The organism is Pseudocitrobacter sp. 73, assembly GCF_008369545.1.
Classification (GTDB): Bacteria; Pseudomonadota; Gammaproteobacteria; order Enterobacterales; family Enterobacteriaceae; genus Pseudocitrobacter; species Pseudocitrobacter vendiensis.
In genome coordinates this window covers 438015-458248 of record NZ_VTZO01000008.1, presented here as the reverse complement: position 1 = coordinate 458248, position 20234 = coordinate 438015, and the positions used below count along the sequence as shown (strand labels likewise).

The window sequence follows — 20234 nt, the reverse complement described above, 5'->3', positions numbered from 1 at the left end:
TTGCCTGCGTAACAGGAGTGGTGATGTTTACTCGTATTCGCATTTCGACCACGTTGTTTTTGATTTTGATAATTTGCGGCCTGTTACAGATTGGCAGCAACGGCCTCTCTTTTTGGGCCTTTCGCGACGGCCAACAAAACCTTGAGCAAATTGAACACAGCGGCCAGCAGCTCAGTTCGCTGATGGCGGCGCGTGCGGCACTGCTACAGACCAGCCAGGTGCTGAATCGCACGGGCACGCTGACCGCGCTGGGGTATCCGCTTGATGAAATCAAAGCCGGAATGGTAGATGCACGACAGGCGCTCAAACTGGCTGACACTGAATTTGCTGCCTTTAAATCGATTGAACAGCGTTCAACCGAGTCGCGCCAGTTGGGTGAGCGGACGGAAGCCAGCTTCAGCGCCTGGCGTAACGGCCTCGAACATCAGGCTACCTGGCTCGAAACCAATCAGCTTGCCGATTTCCTTGGCTCGCCGGTGCAAAAAATGCAGGCCAAATTTGATGCGGATTACCAGGGCTGGCAGCGCCACATCGATGCGTACATTGATGAGGCGCGGGCGGAAAGTCAGCGTGATTATCAGCGTTCACAATTGATGTTCCTTACCATGGTGGTGCTGGCGGTGCTGATTACCGCGGGTTCCCTGCTGTGGTCGCGGCGGATGATTGTGTCGCCGTTGAAAATAGTCAGCGACCATTTTGACAGCATCGCCAAAGGCGACCTTGCTCGCCCGATTGCGGTATACGGTAAAAACGAAATCAGCGCGATTTTTGCCGGGCTGAAGGCGATGCAGGATGCGTTGCGCAACACCGTCAGCCAGGTCCGTCAGAGTAGCTACGCCATGCATACGGGCATTTCCGAAATAGCCGCAGGCAATAACGATCTCTCATCGCGTACCGAACAACAGGCGGCATCGCTGGCAGAAACGGCGGCCAGTATGGAGCAGCTTACCGCCACCGTCGGACAAAACGCCGACAACGCGCGTCAGGCGTCCGAACTCGCCAGTAACGCGGCGCGCACGGCGCGCCAGGGGGGCGATCAGGCATCAAACGTCGCGCATACCATGCAAAGCATCGCCACCAGTTCGCAGAAAATCGGCGACATCATCAGCGTGATTGACGGTATCGCTTTCCAGACCAACATTCTGGCGCTTAACGCGGCGGTAGAAGCGGCTCGCGCGGGCGAACAGGGGCGCGGGTTTGCGGTGGTCGCGGGTGAAGTGCGTAACCTGGCAAGCCGCAGCGCTCAGGCGGCGAAGGAGATCAAAGTATTGATTGAAGAGTCGGTTGCCCGCGAGCAGGAAGGATCGGCACTGGTGGATACCGCCGCCAAAACGATGGGTGAAATCGTCCATTCGGTTACTCAGGTCAACGACATCATGGGCGAGATTGCCTCGGCGTCAGATGAACAGCGTCGCGGCATTGAGCAGGTCGCGCTTGCGGTCAGCCAGATGGATCAGGTGACGCAGCAGAACGCCGCGCTGGTTGAAGAGGGCGCCGCCGCAACGGAGCAATTGACCGGGCAGGCGGACACGCTCACTGCCCTGGTCTCCGTATTTAAGATTGAAGAACTGACTTCTGTTTCTCCTGAGCGGGTAGTGCAGAACGCACAGCCTGCGGTTTCCTGAAAGTAATGAAAGAAGGCGCTATGACATCTATTCCCTCGTCGTTAACTACATCGATGACGCAGCGCCTTGAGCTGTCCGACGCGCAGTTCCGTCGGATAAGCCAATTGATCCACCAGCGTGCAGGTATTGTGCTGGCGGATCACAAGCGCGATATGGTCTACAACCGCCTGGTACGGCGCTTGCGCACGCTGGCGCTGGATGACTTTGGTCACTATTTATCGTTGCTGGAAGGGGATACCGAAAGCACCGAATGGCAGGCGTTTATTAACTCACTCACCACCAATCTCACGGCCTTCTTTCGTGAGGCGCACCATTTCCCGACGCTTGCCGAGCACGCCGCAAAACGGCGCGGTGAATACCGGGTCTGGAGTGCCGCGGCCTCTACGGGTGAGGAGCCCTATTCCATCGCTATGACGCTCGCCAATACGCTGGGTAACGCACCGGGGCGCTGGAAAGTGCATGCCAGCGATATTGATACGGAAGTGCTGAACAAAGCACGGAACGGTATCTATCGTCAGGAAGAGCTGAAAACACTTACCCAACAGCAGCTACAAAACTGGTTTATGCGCGGTACTGGCCCGCATACCGGGCTGGTGAAAGTGCGTCCGGAACTGAGCAATTTTGTGGATTTCTCTAACGTGAATTTGCTGGAAAGACACTACAACGTTCCGGGGCCATTCGATGCGATTTTCTGTCGTAACGTGATGATCTATTTTGATAAAGCGACCCAGCAGGCGATCCTCCGCCGCTTTATTCCGCTGCTTAAACCCGGCGGATTACTGTTTGCCGGGCATTCGGAGAACTTTAGCCACCTCGTGCATGAATTCAGCCTGCGGGGGCAAACGGTTTACGCGCTGGGTAAGGAAAACACATGAGTAAAATCAGGGTGCTGTCGGTGGATGATTCGGCGCTGATGCGGCAAATCATGACCGAGATTATCAACAGCCACAGCGATATGGAAATGGTTGCCACTGCGCCAGATCCGCTGGTGGCGCGCGATCTGATCAAAAAATTTAACCCCGATGTCCTGACGCTGGATGTTGAGATGCCGCGCATGGATGGCCTCGACTTTCTTGAGAAGCTGATGCGCCTGCGCCCGATGCCGGTGGTGATGGTTTCTTCGCTGACGGGAAAAGGGTCGGAAGTAACGCTGCGGGCGCTGGAACTGGGGGCGGTGGATTTTGTCACCAAGCCACAACTGGGTATCCGGGAAGGGATGCTGGCCTACAGCGAAATGATTGCCGACAAAGTGCGAGCGGCGGCGCGGGCGCAAATTTCCGCGCATAAAACGGTCGCCGCACCGGTCACCTTAAAAAGCGGGCCATTGCTGAGCTCGGAAAAGCTGATTGCCATTGGCGCGTCGACCGGCGGAACCGAGGCGATTCGCCATGTGTTGCAGCCGCTGCCGGTGACCAGCCCGGCGTTGTTGATCACCCAGCATATGCCGCCAGGGTTTACACGATCGTTTGCCGATCGGCTCAATAAGCTGTGCCAGATTGGCGTGAAAGAAGCGGAAGACGGTGAACGCGTCCTGCCGGGGCATGCCTATATCGCGCCGGGCGATCGTCATCTTGAGCTGGCACGTAGCGGGGCGAACTATCAAATCAAAATTCACGACGGACCGGCGGTAAATCGCCACCGGCCGTCAGTGGATGTGCTGTTTCATTCCGTTGCTCAACATGCAGGGCGCAATGCCGTTGGCGTGATCCTCACCGGGATGGGCAACGACGGCGCGGCAGGAATGCGGGCGATGCACCAGGCGGGTGCGTGGACCATCGCCCAGAACGAAGCCAGTTGTGTGGTGTTCGGCATGCCGCGCGAAGCCATCAATATGGGTGGCGTCAGCGAAGTGGTCGATCTCAGTCAGATAAGCCAGCAAATGCTAGCGAAAATCAGTGCCGGACAGGCAATACGTATATAACAGGAGAGAAGTGAATGGCGGATAAAGAGCTTAAGTTTTTGGTTGTGGATGACTTTTCCACCATGCGCCGCATTGTGCGAAACCTGCTTAAAGAGCTGGGGTTTAATAATGTCGAAGAAGCGGAAGACGGTGTTGATGCGCTGAATAAATTGCAGGCGGGTGGCTTTGGCTTTGTGATTTCTGACTGGAACATGCCAAATATGGACGGACTGGATCTGCTGAAAACGATTCGCGGCGATGGCGGTATGTCCGCACTGCCGGTGCTGATGGTGACCGCAGAAGCGAAAAAGGAGAACATTATTGCTGCTGCACAGGCCGGTGCCAGCGGCTATGTGGTGAAGCCGTTTACCGCAGCGACGCTCGAAGAAAAGCTGAATAAGATTTTCGAGAAGCTGGGCATGTGAGGAGATGACCATGATACACCCCCCCATTAAGCCCGATGACGAACATTCTGCTGCTGATATCATTGCGCGTATCGGCAGCCTGACCCGCATGCTGCGCGACAGCCTGCGTGAACTGGGGCTTGATCAAGCGATTGCTGAAGCGGCGGAAGCGATTCCTGATGCGCGCGATCGTCTGGACTATGTGGTGCAGATGACCGCGCAGGCAGCCGAGCGCGCGCTGAATAGCGTCGAGGCATCGCAACCTCACCAGGACGCCCTGGAGAAAAATGCTAACGCGCTCAGTACGCGCTGGGATGCGTGGTTTGAAAATCCGATTGCGCTATCGGATGCGCGTGAGCTGGTCACCGACACGCGCCAGTATCTGCGCGACGTGCCCGAACACACCCGTTTTACCAATGCTCAGTTACTGGAAATTATGATGGCGCAGGATTTCCAGGATCTGACCGGGCAGGTTATCAAGCGGATGATGGATGTTATCCAGGAGATCGAGCGCCAGCTGTTAATGGTGCTGCTGGAGAATATGCCTGAACCTGCATCACGCGCTAAACGCGAAAACGAAAGCCTGCTCAATGGCCCACAGGTGGACACCTCAAAAGCGGGCGTGGTCGCAAGCCAGGATCAGGTGGATGACCTGCTGGACAGTTTAGGGTTCTGATTGATGCTGGGCGGTCGGTGTACTGACCGTAGCGTAAACGGGGGAGTTCCCCCCGTTTTACGCCGCTTTTCCTCCGATTGTTCTTTTCCCCTCGCGTAATAATGACCGTGGATGAGTCTGCGAGAGCCACCGCGTGTCAGAAGAAAACGACGACAAAACAGAAGACCCCACACCCCAACGGTTAGAGAAAGCTCGGGAAGAGGGGCAAATTCCGCGTTCCCGAGAATTAACGTCGCTGTTGATCCTGCTGGTGGGAGTCTGCGTCATCTGGCTTGGCGGGGAATCGCTCGCCCGACGTTTAGCCAGCTTGCTCTCTTCCGGCCTACGCTTCGACCACTCAATTATCAACGATCCTAATCTCATTCTGGGGCAGATAATCCTGCTGCTGAAAGAGGCGATGCTGGCGCTGATGCCACTGATTGTTGGCGTGGTGGTGGTGGCGCTGGTGGCCCCGGTGATGCTCGGCGGGCTGGTGTTCAGCACCAAATCGCTGGCATTCAAACTCGACAAACTTAACCCGTTGCCGGGCATTAAGCGCATGTTCTCGGCGCAAACGGCGGCGGAACTGATGAAAGCGGTGATGAAATCGCTACTGATGGGCAGTATGGCCGGGCTGTTCTTATGGCTGCACTGGCCGGATATGATGCGGCTTATCAGCGAATCGCCGCTGGTGGCGATGGGTAACGCACTAAATATGGTCGGTTTTTGCGCCCTGCTGGTGGTGCTGGCGATTATCCCGATGGTCGGGTTTGACGTCTTCTGGCAGATCTATAGCCACCTGAAAAAACTACGCATGTCGCGCCAGGACATTCGTGATGAATTTAAACAGAGCGAAGGCGACCCGCATGTGAAAGGGCGAATTCGCCAGATGCAGCGCGCGGCGGCGCGTCGACGCATGATGGCCGACGTCCCGAAAGCCGACGTTATCGTCAATAACCCAACCCACTATTCGGTGGCGTTGCAATACGACGAAAACAAAATGAGCGCCCCGCGCGTGGTGGCAAAAGGCGCCGGGCTGGTGGCGCTGCGTATTCGTGAACTGGGCGAAGAAAACCGCGTGCCGATGCTGGAAGCCCCTCCGCTGGCGCGTGCGCTGTATCGTCACGCGGAAGTGGGGCAGCAAATTCCCGGCCAGCTATATGCCGCGGTTGCGGAGGTGCTCGCCTGGGTATGGCAGCTTAAACGCTGGCGTCTGGCGGGCGGAACACCCCCGAAAAAACCTGATAACCTGCCGGTGCCTGAGGCGCTGGATTTTTTGAATGAGAAGGACTCTGATGGCTAATCTGGCTGCAATGCTGCGTCTGCCCGACAATTTTAAATCAACCCAATGGCAGGTTCTCGCCGGGCCGGTGCTGATCCTGCTGATTTTGTCGATGATGGTGCTGCCGCTACCGGCATTTGTTCTCGACCTGCTGTTTACCTTCAACATCGCGCTATCGATTATGGTGCTGCTGGTGGCGATGTTCACCCAGCGGACGCTGGAGTTTGCGGCATTCCCCACTATTCTGCTCTTCACGACGCTGTTGCGTCTGGCGCTCAACGTGGCATCCACGCGTATCATCCTGATGGAAGGGCATACCGGCGGCGCGGCGGCGGGGAAAGTCGTGGAGGCCTTCGGCCACTTCCTCGTCGGCGGTAACTTTGCTATCGGGATTGTGGTGTTCATCATCCTGGTGATTATCAACTTTATGGTGATCACCAAAGGTGCCGGGCGTATTGCCGAAGTGGGCGCACGCTTTGTGCTGGACGGCATGCCGGGTAAACAGATGGCGATTGACGCGGATCTCAACGCCGGGATCATCGGCGAAGAGGAGGCTAAAAAGCGTCGTACCGAAGTGACGCAGGAAGCCGATTTTTACGGTTCGATGGACGGGGCGAGTAAGTTTGTGCGTGGCGACGCCATCGCCGGGATCCTGATAATGGTGATAAACATCATCGGTGGCCTGCTGGTGGGGGTCTTACAGCACGGGCTGCCGATGGGCAAAGCGGCGGAATCGTACACGCTGCTGACTATCGGTGATGGCCTGGTCGCGCAGATCCCGGCGCTGGTTATTTCTACCGCTGCGGGGGTGATTGTGACCCGCGTCAGCACCGAGCAGGATGTGGGGCAGCAGATGGTCGGCCAGCTGTTCAGCAACCCGCGCGTGATGATGCTGAGTGCCGCTGTGTTGGGCCTGCTTGGGCTGGTGCCAGGTATGCCAAACTTTGTTTTCCTGCTGTTTACTGCTGCGCTACTTGGGCTTGCCTGGTGGCTGCGCGGGCGCGAAATGAAAGCCCCGGAACCGGCACCGCAAACCAAACCTGTGGAGAATACACAGGCGGTCGAGGCTACCTGGAATGACGTACAGCTGGAAGATACATTGGGCATGGAGGTCGGCTATCGCCTGATCCCGATGGTGGATTTCCAGCAGGATGGCGAGCTGCTGGGACGTATTCGCAGCATCCGTAAAAAATTCGCCCAGGAGATGGGCTTCCTGCCGCCAGTGGTGCACATCCGCGACAATATGGATCTGCCGCCCGCGCGCTATCGCATCTTACTCAAAGGCGTAGAGATTGGCAGCGGAGAAGCCTATCCGGGGCGCTGGCTGGCGATTAACCCTGGTACGGCGGCGGGGACGCTGCCCGGCGAAGTGACGGTCGATCCCGCGTTTGGGCTGGCGGCAATCTGGATTGAGAATGCGCTAAAAGAGCAGGCACAAATTCAGGGCTTTACGGTGGTGGAGGCCAGTACCGTCGTCGCCACACATCTTAACCATTTGATAAGCCAGCACTCGGCAGAGCTGTTTGGGCGTCAGGAAGCGCAGCAACTGCTGGATCGCGTCACCCAGGAGATGCCAAAACTGACGGAGGATTTGGTGCCGGGCGTGGTCACGCTCACTACGCTGCATAAAGTGCTGCAAAATCTGCTTGATGAGAAAGTGCCGATTCGCGATATGCGTACCATCCTGGAGACGCTGGCGGAACACGCACCGATACAACACGATCCGAATGAACTGACGGCGGTGGTGCGCGTGGCGCTGGGTAGAGCTATCACGCAGCGCTGGTTCCCTGGCAGCGATGAAGTGCAGGTGATTGGCCTGGATGCGCCGCTGGAACGCTTATTGTTGCAGGCCTTGCAGAGTGGCGGGGGGCTGGAGCCGGGGCTGGCGGACAGATTGCTGGCGCAAACCCAGGAGGCGCTGGCGCGTCAGGAGATGCTCGGTGCGCCGCCGGTGCTGCTGGTGAATCATGCATTGCGTCCGCTGTTATCGCGCTTCTTACGCCGTAGCCTGCCACAGCTGGTGGTGCTCTCCAGCCTGGAACTTTCGGACAACCGTAACATCCGCATGACTGCGACGATTGGCGGTAAATGATGATTAAGTTTCTGCTGTTATTGTGTTTGCCCCTCACCGTTCATGCGGCGGGAGAGGGGGCCTGGCAGGCCAGTCGCGCGGGAATGACGCTGAATTATCGCGGTGAGGCGGCATCATCTTTACCGCTGAGCGCGACTCAGTCGGTCACGGGTAAAATGACGCTGGTGGCGTGGCGCTACGAGCTTATCGGCCCGACGCCCGCCGGGTTACAAACACGCTTGTGCACTTCTGCGCGCTGCGTCGAGCTGGACGGTCAGAGCGGAACGACGCACGCGTTCAGTGGCATATCCGCCAGGGAATCACTACGTTTTATCTGGCAAGTGCCGGGGGGCGGTAGACTGGTGCCGGCGATGAAGATCCGCCGTTATGAGGTGATTGCGAATTACCGCTAGTTGTACTTTCTTTCGCCGTATGCCGCGCTAATCTGTAGCGCGCCTCGCATTTCTGGTCCCTTCTTTTGATTGAAAAGAAACGTTGTTTTATAAATCAGTGAAGCACGTGCCACCACTCTTTGCATTTTTGCCAGTGAATGGATTCCGCTGGCAATAATGGAAAGGTATCAAGCTTTGCATGATTTTACTGTAGCCGTGTCAGTCCTCTCTTGTCTTCTGAGAGGGGCCTTAAAAAACACAGGATCCACGGCGATGAAAACACGAAAAATAGGTTTGGCTAATTACCTTGCTTACGGGTCAGGGGATTTTCTCGGCGCAGGCACGACTGCGTTAACCGCAGCCTGGCTGCTCTATTTCTACACTACCTTCTGCGGCTTAACGCCGATTGAAGCCACGTTCATTTTTGCTACGGCGCGCGTGCTGGATGCCGTTGTCAGTCCACTGATGGGCTTCTTGACCGATAACTTCGGTTCGACCTGGCTTGGCAAGCGCTTTGGTCGCCGTAAGTTCTTTATTCTGCTCGGTATTCCCTGCGTCTTCAGCTACTCCTTCATGTGGGTCGGAGACATGGGATTCTGGTATTACCTGCTGACGTACCTGATCTTCGATATCGTCTACACCATGATTCTGGTGCCGTATGAAACCCTGGTGCCGGAAATGACCGACGACTTCAAACAGAAAACCAAGTTCTCCGGCGCACGTATTTCTATGGCGCAGATGTCGGCGATTCTGGCCTCTTTCCTGCCGGGCATTCTGTTGACCACTTTCGGCAAAGACAACGCTATCTCCTTTTTCTACGCAAGCCTGGTCTTCTCGGTGCTGTGCGCGATGATGCTGACCTTTGTCTGGTTCTTCACCTGGGAGCGCCCGCGTGAAGAGTGGACGGAAGCGGCGCTGCGTGCGGAAGAAGAGAAAAAACACCTGACATTTGCGCAGAGCATGAGCCGGTTAATTACCGAATTGACCTCCACACTGCGGATTAAAATTTTCCGCCAGCACCTGGGAATGTACCTCGGTGGCTATATTGCACAGGACGTCTTTAACGCAGTGTTTACCTACTACGTGGTCTTCGTGCTGATGCAGGAAGCCTCCATGGCGTCTAATCTGCTGGGCACTATGGCTATCTTCCAGTTTATCGCGGTTATCGCCATGATCCCGCTGTGTATCCGCTTTGGGCCCGCGCCGTCTTACCGCATGGTGGTGGTACTGTTTGGCCTCGGTTCACTCTCCTATGCGATGCTGTATTACGCGGGCATGAGCGATGTTTATTCCCTGTTGCTGCTGATTTCAGCCATTGCCGGTCTGGGACGCGGTGGTATCAACTATGTGCCGTGGAACACCTACACCTATATTTCTGACGTCGATGAAGTGATTACCGGCCAGCGCCGTGAAGGTATCTTTGCGGGCATCATGACCCTGACACGTAAAGCGTCTCAGGCGGGTGCGGTGATGATGGTGGGTATCATCATGCAGATGTCAGGCTTTGTCTCTGGCCAGAAAGTTCAGCCACCGGAAGTAAGCCACACCATTCTGATGATCTTAAGCTTCGGCACCATTCTGGTACTGGCCTTCGGCTTCCTGGTCTCCCTGCGTTTCAAACTGAATCTGAAAACGCACAGCGTCCTGCGTGAAGAGACCGCGAAAATGCGTGAGTCGGGCCGCGCAATGCCGGAAAGCATCACCCCGGCTGCCCGCGCCACGGTCGAAATGCTGGCAGGGATGCCATATGAATCCCTGTGGGGCAACAACAATATTGGTTATCTGAATCGTAACAAACCTGCTGCGCCATCGCTTAAGCAGGGTGTCACATTGAATTCGACTTATCACAGAGGTTAATGGATATGAAAGTTTGGCCGGTAAAACACAGCGCGTTATTACGTCAACCGGAGCGTTTTATCTCCCGGGAAGAACTGAAGGATTTGATCCAGACGGTGACCAACAATCTGGTCAACATCAAGGATGAAACGGGTCAGTTCCTGCTGCGCCTTGACGATGGCCGAGTGATTGACACCAAAGGCTGGGCGGGCTGGGAGTGGACGCACGGCGTCGGCCTGTACGGTATTCACCAGTACTTCCAGCAGACCGGCGATGTGGCGATGCGCGACATCATCGACAACTGGTTCGCCGATCGCTTTGCTGAAGGGGCAACCACCAAAAACGTCAACACCATGGCGCCGTTCCTGACGCTGGCGTATCGCTACGAAGAGACCGGTAACGCCGCGTATTTGCCGTGGCTCGATAGCTGGGCTGAGTGGGCGATGAACGAGATGCCGCGCACCAATCACGGCGGCATGCAGCACATTACGCTGGCGGAGGAAAACCATCAACAGATGTGGGATGACACGCTGATGATGACCGTATTGCCACTGGCGAAAATTGGTAAATTGCTCAATCGACCGGAATATGTTGAAGAGGCGGTATATCAGTTCCTGCTGCACGTACAGAACCTGATGGACCGGGAGACCGGTCTCTGGTTTCACGGCTGGACCTACGATGGTCAGCATAACTTCGCCAATGCCCGCTGGGCGCGAGGCAATAGCTGGCTGACGATTGTGATCCCTGACTTCCTGGAACTTGTGGATCTGCCGGAAAACAACGCTGTGCGTCGTTATCTGGTGCAGGTACTGAATGCGCAGATTGCCGCGCTGGCGAAATGCCAGGATGAAAGCGGCCTGTGGCACACGTTGCTCGACGATCCAAACTCTTACCTGGAAGCCTCTGCAACAGCGGGATTTGCCTATGGGATCCTCAAGGCTGTGCGTAAGCGCTACGTCGGGGCGGAGTATGCGGAAGTGGCGGAAAAAGCGATTAAAGGAATTGTGAAACACATCTCGCCGGAAGGGGAATTGCTGCAAACCTCATTTGGTACCGGGATGGGTGCGAATCTCGATTTCTATCGCGAGATCCCGCTGACCTCTATGCCATATGGCCAGGCGATGGCGATTCTGTGTCTGACGGAATATTTGCGTAAGTATTTTTGATGGTGCAACGTGCCGGATGCGCTTCGCTTATCCGACCTACAGAGTCTCTGCATAATTTGTAGGCCGGATAAGGCGTTTACGCCGCATCCGGCAAGAACAACGCGCACCATGGCTGCAATTGAAAAACCCGGCTGATGCCGGGTTTCTTTATTACATCCGCTCTACCGTCTCAATACCCAACGTATCCAGACCGGTTTTCAGCGTTTTCGCGGTCAGCAGCGCCAGTTTCAGACGGCTGTTGCGAACAGATTCGCTTTCTGCGCTCAGGATCGGGCAGTGCTCGTAGAAGCCAGAGAACAGACCGGCCAGATCGTACAGGTAGGCACACATCACGTGCGGCGTGCCTTCGCGAGCGACCACGTTCAGGGTTTCTTCGAACTGCAGCAGGCGCGCAGCCAGCTGGGCTTCGCGATCTTCTTTAATCTCAACCGTTGCGTTCAGCAGTTCGCTTTCTTCGATACCTGCTTTGCGGAACACGGAAAGCACACGGGTGTAGGCATACTGCATATACGGTGCAGTGTTACCTTCAAACGCCAGCATGTTGTCCCAGTCGAAGATGTAATCGGTGGTACGGTTTTTAGAGAGATCCGCATATTTCACCGCGCCGATACCGACCGCATTGGCCAGTTTTTCCAGCTCATCGGCAGGCATATCCGGGTTCTTTTCGGCAACCAGGCGACGGGCGCGTTCCAGTGCTTCATCCAGCAGATCCGCCAGTTTAACGGTACCGCCGGCACGGGTTTTGAACGGCTTGCCGTCCTTGCCCAGCATCATGCCGAACATGTGGTGTTCCAGCGGTACGGATTCCGGCACGTAACCCGCTTTGCGCACGATGGTCCACGCCTGCATCAGGTGCTGATGCTGACGGGAGTCGATGTAGTACAGCACGCGGTCGGCGTGCAGGGTTTCGTAACGGTATTTCGCACAGGCGATATCCGTAGTGGTGTAGAGGTAGCCGCCATCCTTTTTCTGGATGATGACGCCCATAGGTTCACCTTCTTTGTTCTTGAACTCGTCAAGGAACACCACGGTTGCGCCTTCGCTCTCTACAGCCATGCCTTTTGCTTTGAGGTCAGCAACAACGCCCGGCAGCATCGGGTTGTAAAGGCTTTCACCCATTACGTCGTCGCGCGTCAGGGTGACGTTCAGACGGTTGTAGGTGATCTGGTTCTGAGTCATGGTGATATCGACCAGCTTGCGCCACATGTCACGGAAATATTCATCGCCGCCCTGCAGTTTCACCACGTAGCTACGCGCGCGCTCGGCAAACGCTTCGTCTTCGTCGTAGTGTTTTTTAGCATCGCGATAGAAACCTTCGAGGTCAGCCAGTTCCATTTCACCGGCGTTTTCCTGCTGCTGTTTTTCCAGCCACGCGATCAGCATGCCGAACTGGGTACCCCAGTCACCAACGTGGTTTGCGCGGATGACTTTATGGCCCAGCAGTTCCAGGGTACGAACAGAGGCATCACCGATGATGGTGGAACGCAGGTGACCCACGTGCATCTCTTTTGCGACGTTAGGCGCAGAGTAGTCCACCACGATGGTTTGCGGTGCGGGCTGGGTAATTCCCAGACGATCGGAGGGCAGCGCGTTGTTGACGTGCTCGGCCAGGAATGCCGGGTCGAGGAAGATGTTGATAAACCCCGGGCCGGCGATTTCAACTTTGCTGGCAATACCGGTAAGGTCGAGGTGAGACAGGACCTGCTCTGCCAGTTGTCGCGGCGCCATGCCCAGTTTTTTCGCAACCGCCATCACGCCATTAGCCTGATAGTCGCCGAACTGTACTTTTGCTGACTGACGAACCTGCGGTTCGCAATCGACAGGCGCGCCTGCCGCAATCAGGGCCTGGCTAACCTTTTCTGAGAGAAGAGCCTGAATATTCACCGAAATACCTTACATTGAAAGACGTGGCATCGCGTTAAGAGCCGCGTCGGGTGTGGATAAATTAAGGCGGGAGTATACTGCATTTGCCTGATGGCGTCAGCATCAGGGACGCGTTACAAACCGCCAGATGCGCCCGCACGATTAATGAATAACCATTCACCACGCCGCTGCTCTTGGTTCACCACCCACAACAGGGTAGATTAGCGCCTTTATTAGAAACAGGAGTGGGAAAATGGCTAACTGGCAGACAATCGAAGAACTGAATGATATTTCTGCGGATCTCCCGCGTTTCGTTCAGGCGTTAATAGAACTTTCCACTCGTCTGGGTTTACATATTGCCCCGCTCGATGCCGACCATATTTCGCTCCGCTGTCACCAAAATGCCACCGCTGAGCGCTGGCGTCGCGGGCTGGAGCAGTGCGGTGAACTGCTTTCAGAGAATACCATCAATGGCCGCCCCATCTGCCTGTTTAAACTGCGTGAGCCTGTTTGTGTGGCGCACTGGCAGTTCAGCGTGGTCGAGCTTCCCTGGCCGGGTGAAAAGCGCTATCCCCACGAAGGCTGGGAGCATATTGAAATCGTGCTGCCGGGAGAGCCAGAGAGCCTGAATGCCCGCGCCCTGGCATTATTGAGCGATGACGGGCTAAGCCAGCCGGGAATTTTTGTCAAAACCAGTTCGCCGAAAGGGGAGAAGGAGCGTCTGCCTAATCCGACTCTGGCCGTTACCGACGGTAACGTGACCATCAAATTTCACCCCTGGACAATTGAAGCGATCGTTGCCAGCGAGCAGGCAGTGTAACAATGTGAAGTAACGCGGGGTCTACAGCCACTAATCGTGGCATGATCCGCCCAGTTTTGAGTGATGGAGAATCGAATGGCAGTGCTGGAGATATGCTGTTACAGCATGGAATGCGCGCTGAGCGCAGAAAAAAACGGTGCCGATCGCATCGAATTGTGTGCCGCGCCGCTGGAGGGCGGGCTGACGCCTTCTTATGGTGTGTTGAAATCCACCCGAGAGCAGGTGTCGATTCCGGTTCATCCAATTATTCGCCCGCGCGGTGGTGATTTTTGCTACACCGACGGTGAGTTTCAGACGATGCTCAACGATGTGCACACCGTCCGCGAACTGGGTTTTCCTGGTCTGGTGATCGGCGTGCTGGATGAAGATGGTAACGTCGATAACGCGCGGATGCAGCAAATTATGGCAGCGGCGGGCCCGCTGGCGGTGACTTTTCATCGCGCCTTTGATATGTGCGCGGATCCTCAGCAAGCTTTTGATACGTTGGCAAAACTGGGCGTGGCAAGGGTACTGACATCCGGGCAAAAAGCGTCAGCGGAAAAAGGACTTTCATTAATTCGGGAACTTATTGCTCGTGCCGATGCTCCAATCATTATGGCGGGGGCAGGAGTCAGGGCCAGCAACCTTGAACTGTTTCTTGAGGCAGGTGTGAAAGAAGTTCACAGCTCTGCCGGGCAGTGGATCCCGTCGGTAATGCGTTACCGTAATCCGGGGCTCTCCATGTCAACAGACCCGGATGCGGATGAATACTCGCGCTATGCCGTCGACGCAACCGCCGTTGCGCAAATGAAGGCGATTATCGCGCGCCGCGCCGAATAACCGATTTTTACCGCGCATCATGTCGCCCAATGTGATGTTTGCTTGTACCAGGCCCCTGCCAATTCAACAGGGGCCTTTTTTTATCTCACGGACGGTGTAACGCTGGTATATTCGATAGTGTACATAAATGGACGGATGAGCTATTATTGTTCTTATATGAAATATGCGTTGCAGCCGCACAGGCGAGGGGGAACTATGGCAATCGTCAATAAACAGCATGAAGATAATGCGATTGATACCAGTAAGGCGCTGCCCGTTGTCTTCCGTATTCTGGATAAATGGCAATGCACCACAGATGAACAGTTAAAACTGTTGGGTGTGAGTTCGCGTTCAACATTGAACAAATATAAAGAGGTGAGCGGTGGCATCCGCCTCAGTGCAGATACGCTTGAGCGGATGAGCTACATCCTTAACATTCATAAGTGCCTGCGCGTGTTGTTCACCGCCGACGACAGCATTTATGGCTGGGTGCGCAAACCGAATAATCATCCTTTCTTCGCCGGGCGCTCAGCAATGGACGTGATGAGCGGCGGTCGCGTTGCTGACCTTTACGAAGTTGCCACGCGACTTCAGGCGTGGAGAGGGGGAATGGCGTGAAGAATGATGCGCCCATCCTCACCCCCTTTAAAGGTGCAACGGCTTATCGCATTATCCCCAGCCGCTATCCCACTATCGATTTATTCGAGGATGTCGCCAGTAGCGATGAATTAGAAGCCGTGTGGGCGGTTGAAGCCATCACCAATGAGCGGTTACAGGAGCAAGTGGGCACGTTATCCCGAGTGCCAAAAGAAGACTGGCTTGTTGGGCTTAATGGCTGTAGCTATGTCATGGCGGCTTTTACGCATGTGAATCCTGAGGGCGCACGTTTCACGACGGGAGATTTTGGCGGTTATTACTGTGCGCCACAGCTTGATACGGCGGTGAAAGAGACGGTGTATCATCAGGAGCGCATTTTTGGTTACACCAACGAACCGGCTCAGAAAGTTCAGATGCGGGTGCTTTACACCGAGTTTGATGCCACGCTGGTGGATATCACGCAGGAACCTTACCTCTCTTCTTCGATTTATCATGCCACGGATTACAGCCAGTCGAAGGCGTTTGCGCAGCAGCAAAAGGCGCTGAACGTTGACGGCATTCACTATTGCTCCGTTCGCCACGCCGGACATACCTGCTATGTGCTGTACAGGCCTTGTCTGGTAACGAAGATCCTCCAGACCGAGCACCTGGAGTATCACTGGAACGGCAGATCGATTTCCAACATTCTCAGCATCCGGTTGTACGGTGTTTTGTAGCCCTGATAAGCGAAGCGCATCAGGCATGGTGCAGGCGGTGAATTGTCGGATGGCGGCTTCGCCTTATCCGACCTACGGTGATTTGTAGGCCTGATAAGCGAAGCGCATCAGGCATGGTGCAGGCGATGCATTGTCGGATGCGGCTTCGCCTTATCCGACCTACGATGTTTTGTAGACCTGATAAGCGAAGCGCATCAGGCATGGTGCAGGAGGTGCATTGTCGGATGTGGCTTCGCCTTATCCGACCTACGGTGATTTGTAGACCTGATTAGCGAAGCGCATCAGGCGTTGTGAAGAAATTAAGGTTTTTTTGCAATCAATACTGCGCGCAGCGGGGCCGGGTAACCTTCAATCGTTTTTGTCGGGTCATTCGGGTCGAGGAAGTCGGCCAGTGACTCGGTTACCATCCATTCGGTCCGGCGCTGTTCTTCGGTGGACGTGACGGACATATCCACGATACGCACATCAACAAAGCCGCACTTCTCCAGCCAGTTTTTCAATGCCGGGGCGGAAGGGATAAAGTAAACATTACGCATCTGCGCGTAGCGATCGCCCGGCACCAGTACCGTATTTTCGTCACCTTCAACCACCAACGTTTCCAGCACCAGCTCACCTTCACTCACCAGTTGATCTTTCAACTGCCAGAGGTGTTCCAGCGGCGAACGGCGATGATACAGCACGCCCATTGAGAACACGGTATCAAAGGCTTTCAGCGCTGGAAGCTGTTCAATGCCGAGCGGCAGCAGGTGTGCACGCTGGTCATTCCCCAGCAATTTACGCACCGCTTCAAACTGGCACAGGAACAACTGCGTGGGGTCGATACCGACCGCCAGATGCGCGCCCGCGCCAATCATGCGCCACATGTGATAACCGCTACCGCAGCCGACATCCAGAATAGTGCGTCCGGTGAGGTCGGAAAGGTGCGGCAGTACGCGTTCCCATTTCCAGTCGGAGCGCCATTCGGTATCAATATTCACGCCATAAAGGGAGTAGGGGCCTTTGCGCCATGGCATCAGATTGCGCATCAACGTATCGATGCGTTTGATTTGCCCGTCGCTGAGCGGTGTTTCGCTCTCGGCGGTTACGCTGTGCAGCAGGTCCAGTTTCCACGGGGTGATTTCTGGCAGAAACTCGACGGCGTTGGACCACTGCTTAAACAAGCCATGCTGATCGCGCTGCCAGGTGGCAATTTGCGCGGGTAACGTTTCCAGCCAGTGGGAAAGGTGATTTTTCGCAATCAGCTGGTAAAAATTGCCGAATTCGATCATGCCGCCGCTCCCGCTTTCAATGCCACCAGCGAACCAAAATTAAAGCACTGGAACCACAGTTCGCAGTGTTCAAAACCAGCCTGGCTCAGGCGCGCTTTATGGGTTTCGACAGAATCGGTAAGCATCACGTTTTCCAGCATGCTGCGTTTCTGGCTGATCTCCAGTTCGCTATAACCGTTGGCCCGCTTGAAGTCGTGATGCATATTAAACAGCAGTTCGCCGACGGTGGCGTCTTCGAAGCTGAATTTCTCCGACAGCACCAGTGCACCGCCAGGATTTAACCCTTTGTAGATTTTATTCAGCAGCGCCTGACGTTCAGCGGGCTCAAGAAATTGCAGGGTAAAGTTGAGCACCACCATCGAGGCGTTCTCAATCTCGATATCGCGGATATCACCCTCAATCACCTCAACCGGCGTTGGCGCTTTATAGGCGTCAATATGGCGACGGCAGCGTTCCACCATCGCCGGGGAGTTATCCACCGCGATAATCTTGCTGCTCTCATGGGCGATATTTCGGCGAATGGAGAGCGTTGCCGCACCCAGCGAGCAGCCGAGATCGTAGACATGGGTTGCTGGCTGGACAAAACGTTCCGCCAGCATACCGATCATCGAGATGATATTGGAATAGCCGGGGACGGAACGTTGGATCATATCCGGGAAGACTTCGGCTACCCGTTCATCAAAGGTCCAGTCGCCGAGACGGGCAATTGGCGCAGAAAAAAGCGTGTCGCGGTGAGACATAACGTAAAATCCGAAAAAACGAAAACGGCGTATTGTGCGCTAACGGAGTGAGAAAACCAACTCCCACGGCAGATACCACAGATTTGCCAGTACCATGAGCAGAAGCGAAATGTAGGTCGCGCTCATGCCAGAGCGACGCCAGCGGAAGAGGCGATGATGAAAACCGTAATAATGCATCAGACGGCCTGCCAGCAGCAAAATACCGCACAGGTGAACCATCCAGGTTTCCGCACCGTTCATTTCCATAAACAGCAATAAAATGACGCCGATGGGAATATATTCCACCGCATTACCGTGAATACGAATCGCGCTTTGCAGTTCGCTAAAACCGCCGTCACCGTAGGCGACGCGATATTGCATGCGCAGGCGAACGACGTCGAAGGAAAACTTGATCAACAACAGTGCGGCCAGTACGGCATAAAGCGCACTTACCATACAAACTCCCTTTCTCGCTGGCAGATGGCATTCACTATGATAGGTAGGAATATCAAAAAAGAGAAGATTGTTGTGGGATCGCGGGCCCAGAACCCACTTCCGGCAGTGCGATTTGCAGGTCATGCCAGAGGGTGTTCACCAGCTCCAGCGCCTGTGCAATATCCGGTGTGTGCAAAAACAGATACGGCGTTGTGGTGGTTGCCCACTCGGGAAGTTTCTTCAGCCAGGCGGCAAAAAATGCCTGATTCTGCACCATATCATCACTACCGATAAACCGGACCATCGGATTACCGGCGGTAACAATAGCGTGAACCGGCACTTTCGGTTTCTTACGCTGTGCGTCAACGATAGCCTCGGTGTGTGGCACGGCGGCATGCACCGGTCGACTGTCGAGGATCGTGCGATTGATGCCGCGTTCAATCAATCCACGATTCAGTTGCTGTTCGGCTGCACCTTTATCGAAAAACTGCGGATGGCGCACTTCAATGCCATAGGTAAAATTTTTCGGCAGGCCGTCGAGGAAAGCCCATAAAACGGGAAGATCCTGGGGGCCGAAGGTGGCGGGCAACTGGAGCCAGTATTGCCCAATCCTCTCTTCCAGCGGCGACATCCGCTGAAAAAATTCCGTGGTCAGGTCATCGCAGTGGCGAAGTTTTGCTTCGTGGGAAATGGTCGCCGGGAATTTAAAACAGAAGCGAAAATCATCGCCGGTCTGCTCACGCCAGCGGGTGACGATTTCCGCTTTCGGCAGAGCATAGAGCGTGGTATTCCCCTCGACGCAGTTAAAGTAACGGGCATAATCCTCCAGCCCGCTAATGCCCTGGCGTGCCCATTTGGGATGTGACCACTGCGGCAAACCGATGTAAATCATAGCGCCTGAGCTATCTCCTCAGTGCTGCGCACGCGGGCGATGCGCGGGAAAATATGCGTCATGCTGCCCTGGTGTTGCTCCGTACTGGCGGCGCTGCACGCGTCTTCAGCGATGATCAGATTAAAGCCCAGTTCCCAGGCGTTGCGCGCGGTGGATTCCACGCCAATGTTGGTGGAAATACCGCACAGGATAATGGTGTCGATGCCGCGACGACGTAGCTGTAACTCCAGGTCGGTGCCGTAAAATGCGCCCCACTGGCGTTTAGTGACTTCAATGTCGCGCTCTTGTTTGCCCAGCGCCTGCGGGTAGGTCCACCAGTTGTCCGGCAACGCGTGTGCGCCAGCCTGCGCATCAACCGGCTGTTTCAGCGCTTCGGCGAAATCCGCAGACCAACCCACGCGCACCATCACCACCGAAGCACCCACTGCCCGGCATTTGTCCGCGAGGTGGGCGGCGCGAGTGACGACATCACTCGCAGAATGGGGGCCTCCCGCGAAGGGTAAAATGCCTTCCTGCAGGTCAATAATCACCAGTGCGGTCTTTTTCACGTCAATATTCAACATCACGTTTCTCATCTAAACAGGCAAACAGAGCAATACCTTACGACGCCTGAACGGTTATCAGCGGGATCTATTTTGTTAATTTTTGTGAGTCTGCGCAATAAGCGTTCAGCAAACGTGCGTATAAAGCGCGCCGGGCTTATCGCCAGCGAGAATTTCCAGTATAATAGCCCCCTTTTTTCATCCAGTAGTGACATTCAGCTAAAGCTGCGACAGTTGTGCCTGCGGCTAAGTT

20 protein-coding genes are annotated in these 20234 nt (G+C 55.3%); 14 read left to right on the top strand and 6 right to left on the bottom strand.

Translation table 11 applies throughout. From position 1 onward, the window contains the following. The first annotated feature begins 23 nt into the window (after positions 1-23). The 10 genes from F0Q32_RS09455 (at position 24) to F0Q32_RS09410 (ending at position 11331) form a co-directional block, all read left to right on the top strand. Positions 24-1625 carry a methyl-accepting chemotaxis protein gene (locus F0Q32_RS09455; RefSeq protein WP_149462841.1) on the top strand — a complete coding sequence of 534 codons (1602 nt, stop codon included), beginning with the start codon at positions 24-26 and terminating at the stop codon, positions 1623-1625. 20 nt (positions 1626-1645) lie between these two features. Then, positions 1646-2500: a protein-glutamate O-methyltransferase CheR gene (gene cheR, locus F0Q32_RS09450; RefSeq protein WP_149462840.1), complete on the top strand. Its 855-nt coding sequence runs from the start codon at positions 1646-1648 to the stop codon at positions 2498-2500. Further along, the gene (locus F0Q32_RS09445) at positions 2497-3546 is read left to right on the top strand and encodes a chemotaxis response regulator protein-glutamate methylesterase (protein WP_149462839.1); all 1050 of its coding nucleotides are present in this window, start codon (positions 2497-2499) and stop codon (positions 3544-3546) included. Before cheR ends, F0Q32_RS09445 begins: the two co-directional genes overlap by 4 nt. A gap of 14 nt (positions 3547-3560) precedes the next feature. After that, positions 3561-3950 (top strand): chemotaxis response regulator CheY, encoded by a 390-nt coding sequence (gene cheY / locus F0Q32_RS09440; RefSeq protein ID WP_149462838.1) that lies wholly within the window; start codon positions 3561-3563, stop codon positions 3948-3950. 10 nt (positions 3951-3960) lie between these two features. Further along, positions 3961-4605, top strand: a complete 645-nt coding sequence (gene cheZ / locus F0Q32_RS09435; RefSeq protein ID WP_149462837.1) for a protein phosphatase CheZ — start codon at positions 3961-3963, stop codon at positions 4603-4605. Positions 4606-4738: 133 nt separating this feature from the next. Beyond that, positions 4739-5887, top strand: a complete 1149-nt coding sequence (flhB, locus tag F0Q32_RS09430) for a flagellar biosynthesis protein FlhB (RefSeq protein ID WP_015964003.1) — start codon at positions 4739-4741, stop codon at positions 5885-5887. Beyond that, on the top strand, positions 5880-7958 hold the full coding sequence (gene flhA / locus F0Q32_RS09425; RefSeq protein ID WP_149462836.1) for a flagellar biosynthesis protein FlhA: 2079 nt from the start codon (positions 5880-5882) through the stop codon (positions 7956-7958). The genes flhB and flhA overlap by 8 nt, the downstream gene beginning before the upstream one ends. Next, entirely contained in the window at positions 7955-8350 is a 396-nt protein-coding gene (locus F0Q32_RS09420) for a flagellar protein FlhE (RefSeq protein WP_304627158.1), read from the top strand. Before flhA ends, F0Q32_RS09420 begins: the two co-directional genes overlap by 4 nt. A gap of 252 nt (positions 8351-8602) precedes the next feature. Further along, positions 8603-10186, top strand: a complete 1584-nt coding sequence (locus F0Q32_RS09415; protein WP_149462835.1) for an MFS transporter — start codon at positions 8603-8605, stop codon at positions 10184-10186. 5 nt (positions 10187-10191) lie between these two features. Continuing rightward, entirely contained in the window at positions 10192-11331 is a 1140-nt protein-coding gene (locus F0Q32_RS09410; RefSeq protein ID WP_149462834.1) for a glycoside hydrolase family 105 protein, read from the top strand. Between the two features lie 150 nt (positions 11332-11481). Here the strand turns inward: F0Q32_RS09410 and argS are convergent, their stop codons facing one another. After that, positions 11482-13215 (bottom strand): arginine--tRNA ligase, encoded by a 1734-nt coding sequence (argS, locus tag F0Q32_RS09405; protein WP_149462833.1) that lies wholly within the window; start codon positions 13213-13215, stop codon positions 11482-11484. Between the two features lie 232 nt (positions 13216-13447). Between argS and F0Q32_RS09400 the strand changes: the two genes are divergently transcribed. From F0Q32_RS09400 to F0Q32_RS09385, 4 genes are all read left to right on the top strand, one after another. Then, positions 13448-14014: a VOC family protein gene (locus tag F0Q32_RS09400; RefSeq protein ID WP_149462832.1), complete on the top strand. Its 567-nt coding sequence runs from the start codon at positions 13448-13450 to the stop codon at positions 14012-14014. A 75-nt stretch (positions 14015-14089) separates the two neighbouring features. Next, positions 14090-14833, top strand: a complete 744-nt coding sequence (gene cutC / locus F0Q32_RS09395; protein WP_149462831.1) for a copper homeostasis protein CutC — start codon at positions 14090-14092, stop codon at positions 14831-14833. Positions 14834-15028: 195 nt separating this feature from the next. Then, positions 15029-15430 (top strand): MbcA/ParS/Xre antitoxin family protein, encoded by a 402-nt coding sequence (locus F0Q32_RS09390; RefSeq protein WP_149462830.1) that lies wholly within the window; start codon positions 15029-15031, stop codon positions 15428-15430. Continuing rightward, on the top strand, positions 15427-16125 hold the full coding sequence (locus tag F0Q32_RS09385) for an RES family NAD+ phosphorylase (protein ID WP_149462829.1): 699 nt from the start codon (positions 15427-15429) through the stop codon (positions 16123-16125). The genes F0Q32_RS09390 and F0Q32_RS09385 overlap by 4 nt, the downstream gene beginning before the upstream one ends. Before the next feature lie 299 nt (positions 16126-16424). Here F0Q32_RS09385 and cmoB read toward each other — a convergent pair whose 3' ends face one another. Genes cmoB through F0Q32_RS09360 form a run of 5 tightly spaced genes read right to left on the bottom strand, consistent with a single transcriptional unit; the run spans position 16425 to position 20002 of the window. Further along, the gene (gene cmoB / locus F0Q32_RS09380; protein WP_149462828.1) at positions 16425-17393 is read right to left on the bottom strand and encodes a tRNA 5-methoxyuridine(34)/uridine 5-oxyacetic acid(34) synthase CmoB; all 969 of its coding nucleotides are present in this window, start codon (positions 17391-17393) and stop codon (positions 16425-16427) included. Then, positions 17390-18133 (bottom strand): carboxy-S-adenosyl-L-methionine synthase CmoA, encoded by a 744-nt coding sequence (gene cmoA, locus F0Q32_RS09375; RefSeq protein WP_149462827.1) that lies wholly within the window; start codon positions 18131-18133, stop codon positions 17390-17392. Before cmoA ends, cmoB begins: the two co-directional genes overlap by 4 nt. A 39-nt stretch (positions 18134-18172) precedes the next feature. Then, positions 18173-18568 (bottom strand): MAPEG family protein, encoded by a 396-nt coding sequence (locus tag F0Q32_RS09370; protein WP_113857109.1) that lies wholly within the window; start codon positions 18566-18568, stop codon positions 18173-18175. Positions 18569-18620: 52 nt separating this feature from the next. Further along, entirely contained in the window at positions 18621-19439 is an 819-nt protein-coding gene (locus F0Q32_RS09365; RefSeq protein WP_149462826.1) for a DUF72 domain-containing protein, read from the bottom strand. Continuing rightward, entirely contained in the window at positions 19436-20002 is a 567-nt protein-coding gene (locus F0Q32_RS09360; RefSeq protein WP_149462825.1) for a hydrolase, read from the bottom strand. Before F0Q32_RS09360 ends, F0Q32_RS09365 begins: the two co-directional genes overlap by 4 nt. Positions 20003-20234: the final 232 nt, after the last annotated feature.

What these genes read in the sequence shown, in the direction of transcription:
- F0Q32_RS09455 (WP_149462841.1), top strand. Translation starts at nt 24, where the DNA reads ATGTTTACTCGTATTCGCATTTCGACCACGTTGTTTTTGATTTTGATA.
- cheR (WP_149462840.1), top strand. Translation starts at nt 1,646, where the DNA reads ATGACATCTATTCCCTCGTCGTTAACTACATCGATGACGCAGCGCCTT.
- F0Q32_RS09445 (WP_149462839.1), top strand. Translation starts at nt 2,497, where the DNA reads ATGAGTAAAATCAGGGTGCTGTCGGTGGATGATTCGGCGCTGATGCGG.
- cheY (WP_149462838.1), top strand. Translation starts at nt 3,561, where the DNA reads ATGGCGGATAAAGAGCTTAAGTTTTTGGTTGTGGATGACTTTTCCACC.
- cheZ (WP_149462837.1), top strand. Translation starts at nt 3,961, where the DNA reads ATGATACACCCCCCCATTAAGCCCGATGACGAACATTCTGCTGCTGAT.
- flhA (WP_149462836.1), top strand. Translation starts at nt 5,880, where the DNA reads ATGGCTAATCTGGCTGCAATGCTGCGTCTGCCCGACAATTTTAAATCA.
- F0Q32_RS09420 (WP_304627158.1), top strand. Translation starts at nt 7,955, where the DNA reads ATGATGATTAAGTTTCTGCTGTTATTGTGTTTGCCCCTCACCGTTCAT.
- F0Q32_RS09415 (WP_149462835.1), top strand. Translation starts at nt 8,603, where the DNA reads ATGAAAACACGAAAAATAGGTTTGGCTAATTACCTTGCTTACGGGTCA.
- F0Q32_RS09410 (WP_149462834.1), top strand. Translation starts at nt 10,192, where the DNA reads ATGAAAGTTTGGCCGGTAAAACACAGCGCGTTATTACGTCAACCGGAG.
- F0Q32_RS09400 (WP_149462832.1), top strand. Translation starts at nt 13,448, where the DNA reads ATGGCTAACTGGCAGACAATCGAAGAACTGAATGATATTTCTGCGGAT.
- cutC (WP_149462831.1), top strand. Translation starts at nt 14,090, where the DNA reads ATGGCAGTGCTGGAGATATGCTGTTACAGCATGGAATGCGCGCTGAGC.
- F0Q32_RS09390 (WP_149462830.1), top strand. Translation starts at nt 15,029, where the DNA reads ATGGCAATCGTCAATAAACAGCATGAAGATAATGCGATTGATACCAGT.
- cmoB (WP_149462828.1), bottom strand. Translation starts at nt 17,393, where the DNA reads ATGATCGAATTCGGCAATTTTTACCAGCTGATTGCGAAAAATCACCTT.
- cmoA (WP_149462827.1), bottom strand. Translation starts at nt 18,133, where the DNA reads ATGTCTCACCGCGACACGCTTTTTTCTGCGCCAATTGCCCGTCTCGGC.
- F0Q32_RS09370 (WP_113857109.1), bottom strand. Translation starts at nt 18,568, where the DNA reads ATGGTAAGTGCGCTTTATGCCGTACTGGCCGCACTGTTGTTGATCAAG.
- F0Q32_RS09365 (WP_149462826.1), bottom strand. Translation starts at nt 19,439, where the DNA reads ATGATTTACATCGGTTTGCCGCAGTGGTCACATCCCAAATGGGCACGC.
- F0Q32_RS09360 (WP_149462825.1), bottom strand. Translation starts at nt 20,002, where the DNA reads ATGTTGAATATTGACGTGAAAAAGACCGCACTGGTGATTATTGACCTG.